The 15,370-nt window shown below is 73.7% G+C and carries 12 protein-coding genes; 2 read left to right on the forward strand and 10 right to left on the reverse strand.

The features are described from left to right. Positions 1–107 precede the first annotated feature (107 nt). From KDM41_02885 to KDM41_02895, 3 genes are all read right to left on the reverse strand, one after another. Positions 108–665, reverse strand: a complete 558-nt coding sequence (locus tag KDM41_02885; protein MCB1182351.1) for a hypothetical protein — start codon at positions 663–665, stop codon at positions 108–110. Positions 666–783: 118 nt separating this feature from the next. After that, entirely contained in the window at positions 784–4,308 is a 3,525-nt protein-coding gene (locus KDM41_02890; GenBank protein MCB1182352.1) for a VCBS repeat-containing protein, read from the reverse strand. A 177-nt stretch (positions 4,309–4,485) separates the two neighbouring features. Continuing rightward, positions 4,486–4,893, reverse strand: coding sequence for a bacteriohemerythrin (locus tag KDM41_02895; protein ID MCB1182353.1), 408 nt, complete (start codon positions 4,891–4,893; stop codon positions 4,486–4,488). Positions 4,894–5,106: 213 nt separating this feature from the next. Here KDM41_02895 and KDM41_02900 point away from each other — a divergent pair, with 213 nt between their 5' ends. Further along, positions 5,107–6,210, forward strand: a complete 1,104-nt coding sequence (locus tag KDM41_02900) for a PDZ domain-containing protein (GenBank protein ID MCB1182354.1) — start codon at positions 5,107–5,109, stop codon at positions 6,208–6,210. 87 nt (positions 6,211–6,297) lie between these two features. On the opposite strand, the gene KDM41_02905 is transcribed toward KDM41_02900, so the two are convergent. The 3 genes from KDM41_02905 to KDM41_02915 all read right to left on the reverse strand — a co-directional run bounded on the left by KDM41_02905 (position 6,298) and on the right by KDM41_02915 (position 10,938). Then, positions 6,298–6,657, reverse strand: coding sequence for a diacylglycerol kinase (locus KDM41_02905; protein MCB1182355.1), 360 nt, complete (start codon positions 6,655–6,657; stop codon positions 6,298–6,300). Continuing rightward, the gene (locus KDM41_02910) at positions 6,654–10,250 is read right to left on the reverse strand and encodes a UvrD-helicase domain-containing protein (GenBank protein ID MCB1182356.1); all 3,597 of its coding nucleotides are present in this window, start codon (positions 10,248–10,250) and stop codon (positions 6,654–6,656) included. Before KDM41_02910 ends, KDM41_02905 begins: the two co-directional genes overlap by 4 nt. 103 nt (positions 10,251–10,353) lie before the next feature. Further along, positions 10,354–10,938, reverse strand: coding sequence for a hypothetical protein (locus KDM41_02915; protein MCB1182357.1), 585 nt, complete (start codon positions 10,936–10,938; stop codon positions 10,354–10,356). Positions 10,939–11,088: 150 nt separating this feature from the next. Between KDM41_02915 and KDM41_02920 the strand changes: the two genes are divergently transcribed. Beyond that, complete coding sequence (locus KDM41_02920) at positions 11,089–11,481, forward strand: DUF423 domain-containing protein (protein ID MCB1182358.1); 393 nt, start codon at positions 11,089–11,091, stop codon at positions 11,479–11,481. A 16-nt stretch (positions 11,482–11,497) separates the two neighbouring features. On the opposite strand, the gene KDM41_02925 is transcribed toward KDM41_02920, so the two are convergent. The 4 genes from KDM41_02925 to KDM41_02940 form a co-directional block, all read right to left on the reverse strand. Continuing rightward, positions 11,498–12,259, reverse strand: a complete 762-nt coding sequence (locus KDM41_02925; GenBank protein MCB1182359.1) for an SDR family oxidoreductase — start codon at positions 12,257–12,259, stop codon at positions 11,498–11,500. A 59-nt stretch (positions 12,260–12,318) separates the two neighbouring features. Beyond that, positions 12,319–13,125 carry an arylamine N-acetyltransferase gene (locus KDM41_02930; GenBank protein MCB1182360.1) on the reverse strand — a complete coding sequence of 269 codons (807 nt, stop codon included), beginning with the start codon at positions 13,123–13,125 and terminating at the stop codon, positions 12,319–12,321. Then, a complete protein-coding gene (locus tag KDM41_02935; GenBank protein MCB1182361.1) occupies positions 13,122–14,561 on the reverse strand; it encodes an aryl-sulfate sulfotransferase in 1,440 nt (479 codons plus the stop codon). Before KDM41_02935 ends, KDM41_02930 begins: the two co-directional genes overlap by 4 nt. A 90-nt stretch (positions 14,562–14,651) precedes the next feature. Further along, on the reverse strand, positions 14,652–15,370 hold a 719-nt coding region (locus KDM41_02940; GenBank protein MCB1182362.1), incomplete at its 5' end, for a PD-(D/E)XK nuclease family protein.

The following is a 15,370-nucleotide window of genomic DNA, read 5'->3' on the forward strand; positions in this document are numbered from 1 at the left end:
GATGCGGCTTTCAGGTGGGAGTGTTCGGGTTGTCTTCGCGCGTGGCCCAGGCCCCATGATTTTAACCGAGATGGGCCCCGGAAGCAACCGGCCCGGCCCGGATCCGGTCAACGGAAACGGGATTTCAGCGTCCCCCAGCACGGCCCCGGAGCCCCCACCGGGCAGCCCGGATCGTTCACCCGCACCACCGCGGCCACCTCGATCCCCTCCAGCACGAAGCGGCAGTCGCGCACCAGGGAGTTCCCGGCGACGATCTCCAGGACGGCCGGATCGGGTCCGGCCACGCGGGCATCCTGGCTGAAGACATGGGTCCAGTCCGCGGGGCAGCCGGTGACGATGACGTTCCACTCGAGGGTGCCGTCGGCGAAAGGCGTGGCGATCAGCTCGCTGGCGGCCGCGGTCAGACGGGGGCGGCCGACGAGGGTCACGGTCGGCGGGATGCGCAGGCGGAAGGTGGCGTAGGCCAGTCCCTGGCCGGCCGCCGGGGCGGCGAAGGCCTCCCAGGTGAACAGCTCGCCCGGCGCCACGGTCACACACACGGCCGTGCGCGCCGGATCGGCCCACAGCCCGAGCCGGCAGGCGTCGGCCCGGACGCCGACGGCCGCGGCGAGCACGGCGATGATCACGAGCCCCTCCGCGAGGCGGTCTTGCTGCAGGACGGCCACGTCATCCCTCCTGGTGCGGAGGTGCCCCTCCCCGGCCCACTCAAGCGGCCCGCGGGGCGGCTGTCAAGTCCGTGCCCCGGCTGCGCCCCGGGACGCCGCCCTTGCGCGGCGCAGCGTCCTACTTGACGAGGGTCACGGCCCGGGTCCAGTGCCGATCGGCCGCCGCCAGGCGCACGAAGTACACGCCGGCCGCCACGGGGCGGTCCCGGCCGTCGCGGCCCCGCCAGACCGCCTCGTGCTCCCCGGCCGCCATCTCGGCGGCGACGAGCCGGCGCACCAGGCGCCCCCCCACGTCGTAGATCGCCAGATCGACCGGCCCGGGGCGCGCCGTCGCGAAGCGGATCCGGGTCGCCGGGTTGAACGGGTTCGGAGCCACGGCGGTCAGGCCCGCCCGCAGCCGCGGCGTGTCGGTCGGGTCCTCGCCGGGCACCGCCGCCGGGGTCGGCCCGACCACCGTCAGCACCTGCCCCGGTGCGATGCCGGTGCGGATCGAGACGCGGCCGTCCGGCCAGGTGATCCGCAGCGAGTCGACCATCGTGGCGGCGCCGAGCCCGAAGTGGGCCACCATCTCGTCGCGGCTGAGCCAGCCGCCGCCGCTGCCCAGGACCCGCACCTGGTCCGGACCGGTGTCGGGCCGCAGCCAGACCTTCACGCCCGCGGTGGCGCCGCCGCCGCCGTAGGCCCGGGGCCGCACCCGCAGCCAGGCGTGGCCCGCGGACAGATTGTTGCGGTAGAGCCGGACGGTGCCGGAGCGGTCGGCCACCGCCAGGTCCAGGTCGCCGTCGTTGTCGAAATCGGCCCACGCGGCGCCGGTGCTGCTGTCGGACGCCGCGAGACCCGGCTCGCCGACGTCGACGAACCGGTCGGACCCGTCGTTGCGCAGCAGCTGGTCGCGCGCGCCGCACCGGCTGAGGAAGACGTCCAGGTCGCCGTCGTTGTCGTAGTCGCCCCAGATGCCGCTGCGCCCGGGCGCCGTGCCGTACAGCGCCCCCGGCGTCACGGCCACGAACGAGCCGGCGCCCACCTGGCGCAGGAGCCGCGTCGCCCCGTCGGCGTTCACCAGGAGCAAATCGGCCCGCCCGTCGTTGCTGTAGTCCGCCCAGGCCGCGCTGCGCGCCCGGCCCGCGTCGTTGGCCAGGACGTTGGCGACGTTGCTGAAGCCCCCGGCCAGATTGTGCAGGAGACGGTTGGCGGCCCCGTCGGCCAGCAGGTACAGGTCCAGGCGGCCGTCGTTGTCGTAGTCGACCCAGCTCGCCCCGCTCCAGGGCGCCTCCCAGACGAGTCCCCGCGCCGCCGACACGTCGCTGAACGAGCCGCCGCCCGCCGTCTGGTGCAGCAGCACGCAGGTGGTGTCCGGACGCACGAGCAGCAGGTCGGGCAGGGCGTCGCCCGACGCCTCGCCCCACGCGGCCGACACGCTGGTCAGGCTGTCGGGCAGGGCCGGCGCACCCGCCGTCGCGAGGGCGCCGGCGGCGTAGATGGCGAGCACGTCGCCCGCCGCGCCGCCGCTCGCGTAGAGGTCGGGATCCCCGTCGCCGTCGATGTCCTCCCAGGCGGCCGCCGTCGCGCCCGCGGTGGGGCCGTCGGCGCCGTCGCCGAAGCGGTTGAACAGCCCCACGCCGCTGCCCAGGAGCAGGTCGTCCGGGCCGTTCTCCCGGCCCACGTGCAGATCGACCAGGCCGTCGCCGTTGTAGTCGAGCCAGGTGACGCCGCACGCGGCGCCCGCGCCCGACGGCAGGCCGACCGCCAGCTCGCCGAACACGGCGGGGGCGTCGCAGCCCGCGTCGAAGGCCCCCATGGGCAGCCCGTTGCCGGCGTTGTACGACACGCACGGCGAGTCGCCGCGCAGGTGGAAGTCGCCGGCCCCGCGGTCGCAGTAGAGCGGATCGACCGAGAGGTTCCCGCTCGACGTGCTCTGGCCCGCCAGCCCGCCGACCCAGTTCCCCTCGGCATTGCCGTGGACGTTTGTCCAGACCGCGGCGGCCGAAGCCATGTCGAAGCTGTTCAGGGCCGTCCGGTTGCCGTTGGTGATCTGGCAGTTGGCCAGGTCCAGGTGCGAGTTCCCCTCCAGTTCGATGCAGGCCCGGTCGCCTGCGCTGTTGTTGCCGTCGAAGGTGGTGCCGGTGACGGCGACCGCGCACGAGTCGGGCAGGTACAGGCTCGACGCCCGCTGGCCCCAGTTGGCGCGGAACAGGCAGTCGGCGAAGGTCGCCTCGCTCGCCCGCAGGGCGAAGCCGCCGGCGAACGAGCGTCCCTCGTTGGCGCGGATCTCGCAGCCCGTGAAGGTGGGCGCGCCCCCGTCGATCCAGCCGGCGGCGCCGCGGCCGGCGTGGTTGGCCGTGAAGACCACGTTCTCGATGCGCGGCGAGGCGTCGGTGATGTGCAGGGCGCCGCCGTCGTCGGCCACGTCCGCGTTGCGGATGGTCAGGTCGCGCAGGACGGCGAAGCGGGTCTCGCCACGGGCGAAGACCACGCCGCGATGGGGCTCGAGGGCCGAGCCGCCGCAGTCGATCACCACGGCGGCGGGGTCGGCGGCGTTCCCCCGCACCACGACGCCCTTGCCCAGGTAGTCCAGGTCGCGGTTGCCGGCGCCGGTGAACACGCCGTCGGCCAGGGCCACGGTGTCGGCGTCGGCGGCCGCGTTCAGCGCGTCCTGGATGGTGGCATGGTCGCCCGCGCCGTCGGGACGGACCACGTGGGTCACGGCGCCCAGGCCGCAGCTGACGGGCCGGGCCCCGATGACGCCGCAGTCGCCGCCCGGGGCGCAGGGGCTCGTGGCGTACAGGCCCACGTCGCCGAAGAGCGGGTTGCAGAAGAGGGGATCGGCCGAGAGGTTGCCGTCCACGGCGGCGAGCCCGGCCAGGAAGTCGGACCAGTCGGCGCCGTTGTCCCAGATGTCGGTGCACGAGATGTCCGGCACGGGATCGGCGGTGTTGTTGCGGGACAGCGCGGCCGCGCTGCCGCCCGCGATGATCGTGCGGGTGATGACGGGCTGGACCGTCGCGTAGTGGACCGCCGGACCGGTGCTGCGGAAGATCGTCACGCCGTCCAGCTCCAGTTCCGAACCCGTCGCCCGCACCGCGGCGCCGATGTTGCCGGTGCTGCAGTCGAGGAAGACGCAGTCGGTCAGGCGGGTGCCTCCGGACGCGACGTTCACGCCGCCCCCGGCGAACGAGGCCTCGCAGCTGTCGAAGACGCAGTTGGCGAAGACCGGCGTCGCGGCGTACGCGAAGACGGCGCCGCCGCTGCCGAAGGGATCGACCGCCTTGCCGCGGCGGAAGGTCACGTCCGCGATGCGCGTCGTGTCGGCGAAGCTGCGCAGCTCGAGACAGCGGCCGAGTCGCCCGGCGTCGAGCACCACGTCGGCCGGATCGCCCGTGGCCCCGCGCAGGTGGATCCCGTTGCGGAGGATGGCGATGTGGGCGACGCCGTTCCCGTTCAGCTCGGTGCAGTCGCTGTAGGTGCCTGCCGCCAGGACGACCACGTCGCCGGCCACGGCCGAGTCGACGGCGGCCTGGATGGTGGCGGCCTCGGCCGGCACGTGCCAGTCGCGCGCCACGACCCGGCGGGGAGCGGCTCCGCAGGTCCCGACGAGGGCCGCCGCGACCAGAAATCCAACGCGCACTGACACGAATCGCGACATCGTCGCCTCCCGCCCGTTGCAGGCTGCCCGGCCACCTGCGCCACAAACCGTGTGTTCGCAGGGGCCTACCGGGACGCCACGCCGGTGGCCGCGGTGCGCGGCCCCGGTGGCGTCGGAATCTTACGGGAATTCTGCAAGCGGGAGACCAGATCGGAGCCGGCGGGGGCCGGCGGAAGGTCAGGAGCCGTTTCCGGTCGTCGTCAACGACGCCACGTACGCCTTGTCGTCGCGCAGGATGTGGGAGGTCAGCCAGTACTTGAGGAACTCCTGCACCTCGGACGAGACCCGGCGTCCCTCGCTGAACTCGAACTGGAAGCGTTCGATCTTCTGCAGGAGCTGGCGGTGCTGCGCCTGGTGCGCCTTGAGACCGGGATAGTCGGCCGTGGCCAGCAGCCGCTCCTCGTCGGCGAAATGCTCCTGGGTGTATCCGATGAGTTCGTTGAGGATCTCGTTCATGACGCGGGAACCGCGCCCCTTGCGCATGGCCTCGTCGAACTTGTTGACGATGTCCACGAGCCGCTGGTGCTGGGCGTCGATGTGGCTGTCGCCGATGATGAACTCGTCGCTCCACTTGATGAGGGACATCTGCGGATCCGCTCCCGGTCGGTGGTCGTCGTGTCGGCCGGCCGCGACGCGACCGCCCGGGGCCGGCGCCGCCCCCGGTGCCCGTCCCGCTTCTGGTATCGGGCGGTTTTAACATTTGTTAACTCGAAATGCCGAAACCCGGGGCCCGGAAATGCTGTATTGGGCAGCGAAACCACGCTGCTACCCGTTTCCCGACCGGAAAGGACCCCTCCCATGCATCGTCATCTCCCCACTCCGAACATCATCCGCCGGGCGGCCCTGCTGGCCGGCGGCCTTCTGCTGTGCGCCGGCGGCGCCGCCGCCGCCTCGTCCCACGGCTACCTGGGCGTCACGCTGCAGGACATCAACAGCAGCATGGCCAAGGCCCTGCAGCTCGAGGACGGCGTCGGTGTGCTGGTTCTCGAGCTCGTCGACGACGGCCCGGCCGAGAAGGCGGGGCTGGCCGAAGGCGACGTCGTGCTCGCCTTCGACGGCGAGGAGATCAACGAGGACCACACCCTGACCCGCGCCGTGCGCGCCACCGAGCCCGGACAGACGGTGAAGATCGAGATCCAGCGCGACGGCCGGCGGCGCACGATCGAGGTCGAAATGGGCGAGGCGAAGAGCAACCGCCGTTCTTTCGCCTGGAGCAGCGACGGGGACGGTCCCGACGTCCGCTTCTACGGCGAGGGCGAAGGCGACGGCAACCACGTCTTCGTGTTTCCCGACGGCAAGGGCGAGAACGTCTGGTTCGGCGACGGCGACATGAAGAAGCTGCACCTCGACGCCCTCGGCATCGCGGCCAACCGCGGCTACCTGGGCGTCGAGCTCGGCGACCTGAACGAGCAGCTCGGCGAGTACTTCGGCGTCGCCGACGGGGAAGGCGCCCTGGTCAACGCCGTGCGCGACGACACCCCTGCCGCCGCGGCGGGCCTGCGCGCGGGCGACGTCATCGTGGCCATCGACGGCGACGACATCGAGGACGCCGGCGACGTGCACGCCGCCATGGCCGAACACGAGCCGGGCGACGAGATCGAAGTGGCCTACGTCCGCAAGGGCGATCGCGGGACGACGAAGATCACCCTGGCCGAGATGCCCGAGGGCTCGTACAGCTTCCGCGTCGGCCGGGCGCCCCGCTTCGAGCACCACTTCGCGCCCGACGTCGACATCGCCTTCCCCGAGGGCTTCGACCACGACATCCACGTCGTGGCGCCCAAGGGCCACGGCGTGAACCGCCGCGTGCTGCGCATCGAGGACGACGACATGGACGAACTGCGCGCCGAGCTCGACAAGCTGCGCGCCGAACTCAAGGACCTGAAGGACGACCTGAAGAAGTAGGACCCCACCGGCATGGAGGCGCGGGGCCGGCGGCCGACAGGGCCGCCGGCCCCGTTTTCGTGCGCACCGGACGGGCCGGCGTCGCCGTCAGCCGGCCAGCCGCGCCAGCAACGGCGGTCCGAGCACCAGCAGGCCCACCCCGGCGGCGGCGACCGCGGCCAGGAGCACCGCGCCGGCCAGGACGTCCTTCACGCGGCCGTAGCGGACGTCGTGGTCCGGGCAGAGGATGTCGACGAGCATCTCGCCCGCCGTGTTCACCAGTTCGAGGGAAAGCACGAACCCCATGCAGGCCAGCACCAGCGCCGCGCGCGGCGCCGCCAGGCCCACCCACCACGTCAGGCCGGCCACCGCCGCGGCGATCACCAGCATGACCCGGAAATTGCGGCCATGGGAACCGAGGGCGACGCCCCGCGCCGCGTGGACGAATCCGCGCAGGAATGCCGTCATGGCACGACCTCCACCAGGCGATCGGCCGGGGCCAGGCCCGGCTCCGTGAAGAGCAGCCAGGTGCGCACGGGCCGGTCGGGATACAGGCGCGCCACGGCGTCGCGGTAGCAGCGGAGCTGGGGCGTGTAGTGGCGCACGAGATTCCCCTTCACCTCGGCATCGCCGCCGAAGCGATTGGTCTTGTAGTCGACGATGTCCACCCCGGCGGGGCCCACGACCAGGCGGTCGATGACGCCGGTGAGCCGAGTCTCGGGCCGCTCGTCGTCGCCCGCCTCGAGCCGCGCGAGGACCGGCACCTCGCACAGGCCGCGGCCGCCGGCGTCGCCGGGCCGCAGCAGGTGGGCCAGGGCCGGATCGTCCCAGACGCCGCGGGCCTCGGCGTGATGGGGCGTGTCCCCCGGCGGCAGGGCGCCCTGCTCGGCGGCGAGTTGCAGCAGCAGGTGCACGCGCTCTCCCCGCTCGGTCGGATCGAGCTCGTCGTCGCGGCCCGTCGTGCCCGCCGACAGGCGGGTGTCGTCGTCCTCGTCGGCCGGCGCCAGGCCCGACGGCGTCACGAGGCGCAGCCGCTCCCGGGAGGTCGGCGGGTCCCACGCCCGGACGGCGGCCGCGGCGGACGGACCCGCCCCGGGAGTCGCCGTCGAAGCCGCGGTCGGCGCCGGGGGACGCGTCACGCCCGCGGGGTCGGCGGTCGACACGTGGTCGCCGCAGGCCCCGGCGGCGGCGGCCTCCGCCATGGTCCGCAGCGGCGAGCCCGCGTTGTCGGCCCGGCGGTTGGCGCCGCCGAGCACGTAGAGCCGGTCGCGGGCACGCGTGAGGGCCACGTAGAGCAGGTTGGCGTCCTCGGCGTCGGCGCGTTGCCGGGCCGCCGTCGCCACGTCCTGCAGCGGATCGGTGGGCCAGCGCACAGCCTCGGGCAGCACGAAGCCCTGCCGGTAGGCCGACGTGACGCCGAAGAGCAGCGGCGTGTCCGGGGAGTCCGGGTGCAGGCGGGCCCGGCTGCTTTCGCGGCCGGACGGACGGTCGGCGTCGACCAGCAGCACCACCGGCGCCTCGAGCCCCTTCGCCCCGTGGATCGTCAGGAAGCGCACCCGCCCGTCGCCCCCCGCGCGCGGCAGCGCCCCCTCGTCCTGGCCGCCGCGTCCGGCGGCGGCTTCGAGCACCTCGACCAGACGCTGCACCGTGGGTGTGCCCACGACCTCCGGACCGAGGGCCACGTCGGTCAGGCGCAGCAGGTTGTAGCGGGCCTGCTCACCGCCGGCCGCCGCGTAGCGGGCGAGGGCGTCGGCCTCGCGGAAGATCCGGCGCAGCAGGTCGTGCACCGCCTCGCGGCCGGCGTGGCGCCGCCAGGACCCGAGCCGTTCGACCGCCGGGGCGAAGGCCGGATCGGCGGCCCGATCCCGCAGGGCCGACCACAGCCCCCGGGGCGTGCGGAAGCGGCCGGGCGCGTCGCCGGCGCGGAAGAGATCGCGGGCGGCGAGCGCCCGCTGAAGGTCGGTTTCGGCGAGACGGAGCAGCGGACTGCGCAGCACCGTCGCGAGGGCCGCGTCGTCCTCTGGCCACAGCAGCCAGCGCAGGAGCGCGATCACGTCCTGCACCTCGCGGCTGGCGGCGAGCATGCCGCGGCCGGGCGGCACGAAGGGGATCCCCTCCGCGCGGAAGGCGTGTTCGTAGAGGCTGATCTCGGTGCGCGCGCGGGTCAGGACGAGGAAATCGTCCCAGCGCAGGCGCCGCTCGACGCGGCCGGCGCCGAAGCCGTCCCAGGTCACGGCGGCCGGGTCCTCCTTCAGCGACCGGACGAGCAGGGCGGCCGTCCGGGCCGCGAGCTGGTCGCCGCTGCGGTCGTCGTCCGGCGCCCCGGCGGCCGGCTCCCCGTCGTCGTCCTCCCCGGTCGCGGCGACGAAAGGCGCCAGCACATGCACGGGGCCCGGCGTCTCGGGCCGGGCCCACGCCTGGCGCACGTGCTCGCGCTCGGGTGCGGGCAGGGCGTCGGCCAGCGGCGGCCGGTTGAAGAGCAGCCCCACGCCGCCGACGACGGCGCCCACCGAACGGAAGTTGGTGGGCAGGCTCGCCGTGGTCTGGCCGCGCTCGGCGAGCAGGCGGCAGGCGCCGGTGAAGATGTCCGGCTCGGCGCCGCGGAAACCGTAGATGGACTGCTTCACGTCGCCCACGAAGAAGAGCGTGCGGGCCGGACGCTCCGGGTCGCCGGCGAGGAACTCGTCGACGAAGGGGCGCAGCATGTCCCACTGGTTGAAGTTCGTGTCCTGGAACTCGTCGAGCAGGATGTGGCTGATGGAGTCGTCGAGGCGGTGGAGCAGGGCCCCCACGCGGCCGGCGTCGCCCATGAGGCGGCAGGCCATGTCCTCGAGGTCCTGGAAGTCGACGACGCGGTCGCGCCGCTTGAGCTCGCCGGCGATGTCGAAGAGGCGCAGCACCAGGCGCAGCAGGTCGCGGTTGCGCCGGTAGAGTTCGATGTAGGCCAGGCGATGCAGCCGGGCCAGCACGTCGAGCGCCTGCTCGGCCACCAGGACGTTGAAGCGTTCCTTCGCCGCGGGATCCCTGCGGATCGCCGTGAACTGGCGCGTGCGCCCTTCGGCGGTCAGAAAGACCGCCCGCGCGGCGGCCACGGCCGCGTTCACCGCCCCCTCGTCGGCGAGGGGATCGGCGGCGACCCGTTCGATGCCCGCGGCGGCCGCCGCGGCGCCGTCCCGCAGCTTGACCAGGTTGTGCTCCTTGACCACGGCGAGACCGTCCGGCCCCATGTCCGCGGCGACGGCATCGCCACCCGGCCCCGCGAAGTCCGTCAGGGCCGCCGCCAGGCCGGGCAGGAAGGCGGCGGTGGTCGGCTCGCGCTCCGCTGCGAGATCGGGAAAGAGGAACGCGCGGATGTCGCCCAGCAGGGCGGGCAGGGCCGCGGTCCAGGCCGCATCGGGCGCGGCGTGCCCCCGGACCCAGCGGCCGAGGCGCATCTGCTCGGCGACGAGACCGCGCAGGGCCTTGCGCAGGCCGAGGGGGTTGGCGGCAACCCCGGCCGCGGCGCGGGCGAGATCCGGGTCGGCGGCGATCTCGGCCTCGAGACGCTCGAGGGCCTCGTCGAGCAGCTCGTCCGGATTCTCGAGGACCGTGAAGTGGGGATCGAGCCCGGCCTCGGCGGCGAAGCGCCCGAGGATGAGCTGGCAGAAGCTGTGGATGGTGCCCACGTTCAGGCCGGAGACGTCCTCGAGGATGCGTTCGAGCAGGTTCGCCGCGGCGGTGCGTTCGTCGGGCGTCGGCCGCGGGTCGGCGCGGTCGGCGAAGAGGTCGGCCAGCTCGGCGTCGAGGGTGGCCTCGTCGGCCACGGCGAGGCGGCGGGCCCGGCCGAGCAGGCGCTCCTCGATCTCCACGGCGGCCTTACGGGTGAACGTGACGGCCAGGATGCTGCGCGGATGGACGCGGCCCGGACCGTCCTCGATGCACAGGCGCAGGAAGCGGTCGACGAGGACCTTGGTCTTGCCCGAGCCGGCGCTCGCGCGCAGGGCCACCGAACGGTCGGGCCGGGCGGCGCGGCGCTGGATCGCCGTGGCGGCGGCGATGGGGTCGGTGCGGGGGTCGGTCATGGGCATCGCGGCGCGGTGCGCCGGGCGGTCCGGGGCCACAGGTGACGGCGTGGCCCCAGACTAGCGGCTGGCCCGCCGGCGTGCAACACGCGCGGCGGCGCGGCTAGGCGACAGGTTCGGATTCGCGCGCGGAAGTGTCGGCAACGGAAGCGAGGACCTCGCACGCCTTGTCCGGATCGGCAGCGTCCTCGGGACCGATGTCGGCGGCGACGACGGCTGTCGCCGGCACCGCCCCCTCGGCCAGCTCCCGCATCCCCCGCAGCGCCCTGAAGCCCGTGGTCATGCCGTAGAGCGCGAAGGCGTGGAAGGCGATGCCCAGCCAGTCGCCCGCGAGCAGGAAGATCAGGCCGTCGGCGGCATAGAGGGCCATGCCGACGACGAAGCCGGCGGTCTTGCCCCGCCCGGCCAGCCAGCCGAGCAGGAAGTACGTGGAGCAGGCGCCCGCCGAGAGCAGCAGCGCGAAGACCTGGAAGGCGCGGCCGCCGTCGGCCGCCAGCTCGCGACCGAAGACGTCGAAGACCTGGGTGATGCCGAGGCCGAACATGAAGGTCCACTCGCCGGCGAAGAGCGCGATGACCGAGTTGAGCAGGGACAGGGCGGCGATCCAGTGGAACCAGTTGGCGCCGCTGCGGAGGCGGCGTTCGCGGTCCGACCTGGGGTCGGTCGCGGCGGGCGACGACGTGGGCATGGGGACTCCTCGGGCTGCCGGGCGGAGCCCGGGACGTCGGTGATCGTCCCTGTTCATCGGCCGGCCGGGGCGGAACTGAAGCCGCGCGGCGGCGGCGATCCGGCGTTACCATGGGATCCGCGACCCTGGACCCCGCGAAAGGAAAACGCCTTGGAACGCTTCCTCCTGACCGCCGCCGGCGTCAACGGCCTGCTCGCCGTCGCTCTCGGCGCCTTCGGCGCCCACGGCCTCAAATCGTCCCTCGCCGGCGCCGCCGACGCCGCCCAGCGCCTCGAGTGGTGGGAGACCGCCGCGCGCTACCAGATGTATCACGCCCTGGCCCTCGGCCTGCTGGCCTGGCTGGCGTCGCGGATCGCCTGGGGCGGCCTCGCCGTGGGCGGGTGGGCCTTCCTGGCGGGAATCGTGCTGTTCAGCGGGAGTCTCTACGCCATGACGCTGACGGGGGTGCGGGCGCTGGGCGCCGTCACCCCCGTCGGTGGGCTGGGTCTGATCGTCGGCTGGGTCGTGGTCGTTCTGGCGGCGCTGCGGATGGGGCGCGGCTAGCCGGACCGCGGAAGACCTACCACGGCAGTTCCTCGCCGCTGTAGGCGAAGTACTTGCCGCTGTCGGCGGCCGTCAGCGGCGCCATGGTCGCCAGCATGCCGCGGATCGATTCCGCGGGTTCCAGGTTCGCGTTCGGACCGCCCATGTCGGTGCGCACCCAGCCCGGGCTCATGGCCACGAAGATGAAGCCCTCGGCGGCCAGGTCGCCGGCCTGCACGCGGGTCTGCATGTTCAGGGCCGCCTTGCTCATGCGGTAGCCGAGCATGGCGCCGCGGCCGGCGTTGGCGATGCTGCCCAGGCCGCTCGACATGTTCATCACCAGCTTGCGGTCGCCGGCGCGCAGGTTCGGCAGCAGGGCCTGGGTGACGCGCATGGGGCCGAGCGTGTTCACCTCGTAGATCCGGCGCGACTCGTCCACCGTCGAGCCCTCGAAACCCTCCCGGGTCGGGAAGATCCCCGCGTTGTTCAGCAGCACGTCGACGGCCGCGCCGTCCAGGCGCGCGGCGAAGGCGGCCACGCTGGCGTCGTCGGCCACGTCGAGCTGCTCGACGCGCACGCCCAGGGCCTTCAGTTCGTCGGCCTCGTCCGGCTTGCGGGCGGTGCCGATGACGTCGGCGCCCGCCTCCTTGAGCTGCTTCGCGAACTCGAGGCCGAGTCCGCGGTTGGCGCCGGTGACGACGACCGTCCGGCCGGCCCAGGGCGAATTCTCGGCCGCGGCGGCGCCGACGAGCAGCAGGGTGGCGAGGACGGACAGGAACAGCGGGCGCAGTCGCTTCATGGCGGAGTCCTTTCGGGCGCGGGGAAGGGCGGTCTCGGCTCCCAAGATAAGGCCGAACCTCAGTCGTCGGCCACGGGACGGAAGTCGCCGAAGGCGGCGTCGACGACGAGGCCGAACTCGTCGGCAAGGACGGCCATGGTGGGCGCGCCCGGCGGGATCTCGTCGACCACGGTGTCGGCACCGACCACGCGCGTGCGCACCTGGTTGCGCAGGCTGACCCGGCCGTCGGCGGTGGGGCGGCTGACAACGCGGGTGCGGGTGAAGTGGGTGTCCGGCGAATGCGAGGTGAAGAAGTTGGCCACGGCGATGTCGGCCGGGGTGACGTGGCCGAGGTCGAAGCTGTAGCTCGGGCGCCAGCCGTCGGGCGTGAGGCTGGACATGAGCCACCCCCACGGCTCCCGCCGCTCGAGCCGGAAGCCCCAGTGTTCGCCGACCGTTTCCCAGCCGTCGGCCAGGAGCAGGGGCCGCCGCGGTCCGCCCGCCCCGAAGCCCACGTCCATGAGCCAGGTCGCGTCGCCGAGCGCGACGGCGTTGAGCTGGTGGGTGCGGCCGCTCGGGGGCGACTCCAGGTGCACCCGGGCCAGGAGTGGGCGGGCGTCGTAGCCGAGATGACGCAGGGCCAGCAGCATGAGCCCGTTCAGTTCGAAGCAGTACCCGCCGCGACGGCGGTCGACGAGTTTGGCGACGAGCGCCGCCGGCGCGAGGTCGATGCCCCGCCCGAGCTGGATGTCCAGGTTCTCGAAAGGGATCGCGAAGAACTGGGCCGCGTGCAGGACGGCGAGCCCGGCCGCATCGGGCGCAGGACGCTCCGACAGGCCCACGCGATCAGCCCAGGCCGGCCAGGGGAAGGCGAACTCCCCGCTCACGGCTTCGTCGCCGGCGGGAAGGCCGACACCGGCACCCGCCCCAGGCGGTAGATGGCCTCGATCGTCTCGGCCTTCCCGGCCGCGCCGAAGGGGTTGTGGCCCTGCTCCGGGTTGAAGAAGTCCCACACGATGGCGCCGTCGCGGGTGACCTCGAAGGCCCGGCCGGCACTGGAGTCGGTGATCAGCACGTTGCCGCCGGGCAGGCCCTCCACCCCGCCCATGGCGCTGCACCAGAAGCGCTGGTCCGCGGCCTCGCCCCAGTTCCAGACGATGGCGCCGGTGGCCGGGTCGACCTCGAGGACGCGCGTGTAGCCGCGGGCCGTGCCGTTGTCGAAGACGAGCAGGTGGCCGTCGGGCAGGATCGAGGGCTGGTGCTGGGCGTTCAGTTCGCCCGGACCCCAGGTCCAGAGCACCTTCTCCGCCGCGAGATCGAGCACCGCCACCAGGTTCAGGTTGCGCACCGAGACCAGCATGGCGCCGGCGGGCCACAGTCCGGCCGGATGGGCCGGCAGCACCTGCAGCGCGTTGGTGTGCAGCACGTCGGCGGGTGTCAGGTAGAGCACGAAGAGCTGGTGGCTCGGCCGCAGCTCGCGCTCGCCGCGCACGAACACCTCGGCGTAGAGGTCGAACATGGCCCGGAAGGCGTCGGCGGCCACGGGGTCCTGCTCCATGCGCGTGTCGCGCCACTGGTCGAGGTTGCGGAACCAGTGGCGGGCGTAGCGCATGCCTTCGGCCAGGACCGGCCGCACGCCCGGATCGCGGGACAGGATGCGGAAGAGCGAGTGCTCGGCCAGGACGCGGCCGTCGCGATCGAGGTGCTGGACCACGTCGTCGACGATGAGCACGTCCTCGCCGCCGGTGTCGATGCGGCGCGGCACGGCGGTCAGCGTCCAGATCGAGCCGTCCGGATCGACCGCCACGTCGTGGTGGGCCTGGTTGGCCAGGGCGAACTTCACGTGGCCGGCCCGGTCCAGGCGCAGCAGCCCCACGTGCGATTCGATGGCGAGCAGGTCGTCGCCGTCGAGTTCGGCCACGGTCCAGCCCGGCGAGAAGGGGCCGTTGGCCAGTTCGATCACCTCGGGGCCGAGGGGAAAGGTCACACGGTCGTCGAACACGCCCTCGGCCGACCAGGTGTGGACGATGGCGCCGTCCATGTCGCGCAGCACGGCACGGCACGAGGTGAGCGACGCGTAGAGGTTCAGGCCGGGCACGGCACGGTCCCGGTCGTGGCGCACGACCCCGCGCAGCCCCCGGTTCTCCTCCTTGACCACGACCTGGTTCACGTACCCCAGCGAGGCGAGGCGGCGGGCCTCCGCCTCGCGGCGCGCGGCCAGGTCGTCGGGCTTCTCCTCGCCGCCGCCGCAACCGGCGGCCGCCAGCGCGCACCACAGGAGCAGCAGGACGAGCGGGCGCAGGCGGGACGGACGTGGACGCATCTATCGCTCCGGGTGTTCGCGGTGTCGGGGCCGATCACGGAATGTCCGCCATCCTAGCCCGAACCGGTCCGCCGGGGCAACCGCCGTCGCTCAGACCGGATCCTTGCGGTTGACGAGCTTGTCGAGCTTGCGCGCCGTCGCCGCCGGGACGACGAGCTCCTCGATCCGGCACACGCCGCGGAAGTCGCACGTGGCGCAGGGCAGGGCGGCCGGACCCTGCCCCGCCCACTCCCGGGGCAGGAGCGGGAAGGCGCCGTCCGGGTCGGCCGCGCCGAGGGCGAGGCGCACCAGCTCGGCGCCGCCGCGGGCCAGCAGACGGCGGCCCGCTTCGTCGGCGGGCAGGTGCGGGCGCGGCGGCGGCCCCTGGCCGTCGGCGTGCACACCGTAGTAGGCGCCGGTCGCCACGGGGCCGCCGGCGACCGCGGCCACCGCCCCGCACTCGACGGCCGCCGCGTAGAGGATGATCTGCAGCTCGTCCAGGCGCTCGACGGCCCGGCCGGTGGGCAGGGCGCCGGTCTTGTAGTCGAGGACCGCCAACTCGCCGGTCTCGCGGTGGGCGTCGATGCGGTCGACGACGCCGCGCAGGAGGATCGGCTCGCCGCGGTCGGGCAGGTCCGGCGCCGGCTCCTCGCCGGTGGCGGCGGCCAGCGCGTCGGTCCAGCGCCGGAGCTCGGCCAGGGGCAGCTCGAAGGGCGCCTCGAGGGCGCGCGGCGCCCAGGTGGCGGCCCGCTCGGCCTCGACGCGCACCAGACCCGGCACGAGACCGAGGAAGGTCTCGAGCCAGAGGCGTCGCTGGGGCAACTCGGCCG

The sequence above is a fragment of the bacterium genome, assembly GCA_020440705.1.
Lineage (GTDB): Bacteria > Krumholzibacteriota > Krumholzibacteriia > LZORAL124-64-63 > LZORAL124-64-63 > JAGRNP01.

What these genes read in the sequence shown, in the direction of transcription:
- KDM41_02890 (MCB1182352.1), bottom strand. Translation starts at nt 4,308, where the DNA reads ATGTCGCGATTCGTGTCAGTGCGCGTTGGATTTCTGGTCGCGGCGGCC.
- KDM41_02895 (MCB1182353.1), bottom strand. Translation starts at nt 4,893, where the DNA reads ATGTCCCTCATCAAGTGGAGCGACGAGTTCATCATCGGCGACAGCCAC.
- KDM41_02900 (MCB1182354.1), top strand. Translation starts at nt 5,107, where the DNA reads ATGCATCGTCATCTCCCCACTCCGAACATCATCCGCCGGGCGGCCCTG.
- KDM41_02905 (MCB1182355.1), bottom strand. Translation starts at nt 6,657, where the DNA reads ATGACGGCATTCCTGCGCGGATTCGTCCACGCGGCGCGGGGCGTCGCC.
- KDM41_02910 (MCB1182356.1), bottom strand. Translation starts at nt 10,250, where the DNA reads ATGACCGACCCCCGCACCGACCCCATCGCCGCCGCCACGGCGATCCAG.
- KDM41_02915 (MCB1182357.1), bottom strand. Translation starts at nt 10,938, where the DNA reads ATGCCCACGTCGTCGCCCGCCGCGACCGACCCCAGGTCGGACCGCGAA.
- KDM41_02925 (MCB1182359.1), bottom strand. Translation starts at nt 12,259, where the DNA reads ATGAAGCGACTGCGCCCGCTGTTCCTGTCCGTCCTCGCCACCCTGCTG.
- KDM41_02935 (MCB1182361.1), bottom strand. Translation starts at nt 14,561, where the DNA reads ATGCGTCCACGTCCGTCCCGCCTGCGCCCGCTCGTCCTGCTGCTCCTG.